Below are 2,471 nucleotides of genomic sequence, written 5' to 3' on the forward strand. Positions count from 1 at the left end.
AAAATTGCGGCCTGTTTCGCATGAATATCTACGAGCCCCTGGTCTTTCCGGCCAGAGAAACTTAACGTGACAACACCCAACCGCACTCTGACGAGGCTATTCCAGCGGGAGATGGGCATGTCGTTCGGTCGCTGGCGGCAACAACTGCATGTCGGTCTTGCGCTTCAAAGGCTGGCGGACGGCGAATCCGTGACGAATATTGCGATTGATCTGGGATATGAAAGGCCGAGCGCGTTCACCGCGATGTTCCGGCGGATGCTCGGGACAACTCCGGCACGCTATCTCACGGAAACGGCAACCGAGATGAGCGGCGATAAAGAGAGGGTAAGCCGGCGGACCGGCCCTAGCTGACGCTGCGCGAGGCGATGAGAAGCATGTCGAGGCCGGGCGTGGCGGTGAGCACCATCGCCGCGGCGGCGAAAAGAACGAGGGTGAAGAAGTCCGGCATCGTGATTCCCTTGAAAGTGGGGCCGGAATTCCTGTCTATCACGATCGCGGGAAATGGCAACCGCCCGGACATTCGGGCAAGCCAAACCTACCGATAAACTGCGGCTTATCGTAGGTTTATCCTTACGCTGCCTTGTCGCGCTAGGCGACGAGCGCGGCCGCACGGCTGCGCGCTTCGGCATCGGCGGCGAAGACGGCATCCATGCTTTCGGCGCTGCCGGTCGCGATCATCTCATCCATGACGGCTTCGGCAATATCGGCCATTTCGAGAAAGCCGATGCGGCCCTCCACGAAGGCGTGGAAGGCGATCTCTTCGGCCGCATTCATGATTGCGCCTTGCAGGCCGCCGCGCTCCATTGCTGTACGGGCGAGGCGCAATGCCGGGAAACGAACCTCGTCCGGGGTCTCGAAATCCAGCCGCGCGAGCTTGGCGAAATCCAGCCGGTCGACGCTGAGCCTTGTGCGGGCTGGATAGGCAAGCGCGTACCCGATGGCCGTGCGCATGTCGGGGCAGCCGAGCTGCGCCAGCACCGAGCCATCGGTGTAGCCGACCATGGAGTGAATGACCGATTGCGGGTGAACGACGACCTCGATCTGATCCGGCCGCACATTGAACAGGTGCTTGGCCTCGATCATCTCAAGCGCCTTGTTGAACATAGAGGCGCTGCCGATGGAGATCTTGAAACCCATCGACCAGTTGGGATGGGCGCGCGCGGTACCGGGCGTGACATTGGCCATCTGCTCGCGCGTCCAGGTGCGGAACGGACCGCCGGAGGCGGTGAGGATGATACGCTCCACCGCATGCTGCTGGTCGTCCTCCAGCGCCTGGAAGATGGCGCTGTGTTCGCTGTCGACCGGAATCAGCCGGCCGCCGCCTTCGGAAACGGCGCGCACGAAAAGATCGCCGGCGGAAACGAGGCATTCCTTGTTGGCAAGGGCAATATCGGCGCCACGCTGCGCGGCGGCCAGCGTCGGCGCGAGCCCGGCCGTGCCGACGATTGCCGCCATCACCCATTCCGAAGGCACGGAGGCGGCTTCGATCAAGGCATTCTTGCCCGCGCCGGCGGCGATGCCCGACCCGGCCAGGGCATCCTTCAGATCCTCATAGCGCTCCTCGTTGGCAGTGACCGCCAGAGCTGCGCCGCAGGCCCTAGCCTGCTCGGCCAGCAGCTCGATATTGTCGCGCCCGGTGATCGCGGCGATGTCGAAGGCATCACGTCCCCCAAGCTGGGCGATGACATCGATCGTATTCTGGCCGATGGAGCCGGTCGAACCCAATATCGTCAGGCGGCGACGCGCCTTGCTTCCGGTGTTCATTCAGGTACCCGCATTTGCTGATGCTTTCCTCAAGGCTCTACAGGGGATTGTGTGGAGCGGCAAGTCCGCTGCTTGCGCAACCCCTCCGGCGCGCGTTCGCGCCAAAGACGAAAGCACTGATTTGACGATATTTTCGGTCTTTTTTGAATCAAATGCGCCGTACTGCGTTTTCCGACCAACTCGAATGCGGAGGCGATGGATGGTTTTCAAGGCGGCAACGTTTCACGGCGCGGAACTTTATCTGGAAAGCGAACAGGCGAGGCGCTCGGCCCTGGAATCTGGGGTTGCCAATGCGCTTGCTGTCGCCGGTGGAATCGATGCTTCCGATGTCACGGTCACTGCGGCGGGCTAGGAAATCCGCCTCGACGGATCCGTCGCGACTGATCAGGAAGTGAAGCGGACAGCCGCGTTTGACGAGCCGATCCGCGGTGTCAGGCCGGTGAGGAACAGGATTGCGTGTACATCTGTCCGGTAGGAATATGTGCGGCAAAAAGAGAAGTCTCTGGCCCCTTCGGGTCGAGTGCTTCATATGCGGCTGTCAATCTCTCAAAGACCGAACGATCTTCCCCCACAGGGTTTAGGGCGATCCCCATTTCGCCAACTTCACCGACCATTTTCATGTAGCGCAGAGGTGTTGTCACGTTAAGTTTCTCTGGCCGGAAAGGCCAGGGGCTCGTAGATATTCAGGCGAAACAGGCCGCAATTTT

The 2,471-nt window shown here is 61.1% G+C and carries 2 protein-coding genes and 3 pseudogenes; 2 read left to right on the forward strand and 3 right to left on the reverse strand.

The features are described 5' to 3' along the window. Positions 1-66: 66 nt before the first annotated feature. Positions 67-351: pseudogene (locus tag JNC70_RS22680) on the forward strand (helix-turn-helix domain-containing protein); the annotation flags it as partial. Here the strand turns inward: JNC70_RS22680 and JNC70_RS22685 are convergent. Then, positions 347-448, reverse strand: a pseudogene (locus JNC70_RS22685) (LysE family translocator); the annotation flags it as partial. The pseudogenes JNC70_RS22680 and JNC70_RS22685 sit on opposite strands and share 5 nt — an antisense overlap. Before the next feature lie 140 nt (positions 449-588). Further along, positions 589-1,764: a 1-deoxy-D-xylulose-5-phosphate reductoisomerase gene (dxr, locus tag JNC70_RS22690; protein WP_374789046.1), complete on the reverse strand. Its 1,176-nt coding sequence runs from the start codon at positions 1,762-1,764 to the stop codon at positions 589-591. Positions 1,765-1,963: 199 nt separating this feature from the next. On the opposite strand from dxr, the pseudogene JNC70_RS22695 reads away from it, so the two are divergent. Further along, a pseudogene (locus JNC70_RS22695) lies at positions 1,964-2,239 on the forward strand (BON domain-containing protein). Here the strand turns inward: JNC70_RS22695 and JNC70_RS22700 are convergent. After that, positions 2,196-2,405, reverse strand: a complete 210-nt coding sequence (locus JNC70_RS22700) for a hypothetical protein (protein ID WP_374789047.1) — start codon at positions 2,403-2,405, stop codon at positions 2,196-2,198. The pseudogene JNC70_RS22695 and the gene JNC70_RS22700 overlap by 44 nt on opposite strands. Between the last annotated feature and the right edge of the window lie 66 nt (positions 2,406-2,471).

Origin of the sequence: Brucella oryzae, from assembly GCF_041929965.1 — a bacterium.
Taxonomy (GTDB): domain Bacteria; phylum Pseudomonadota; class Alphaproteobacteria; order Rhizobiales; family Rhizobiaceae; genus Brucella; species Brucella oryzae.

Bases quoted from the DNA above. Each gene is read 5' to 3' on its own strand.
- dxr (WP_374789046.1), bottom strand. From the start codon at position 1,764: ATGAACACCGGAAGCAAGGCGCGTCGCCGCCTGACGATATTGGGTTCG.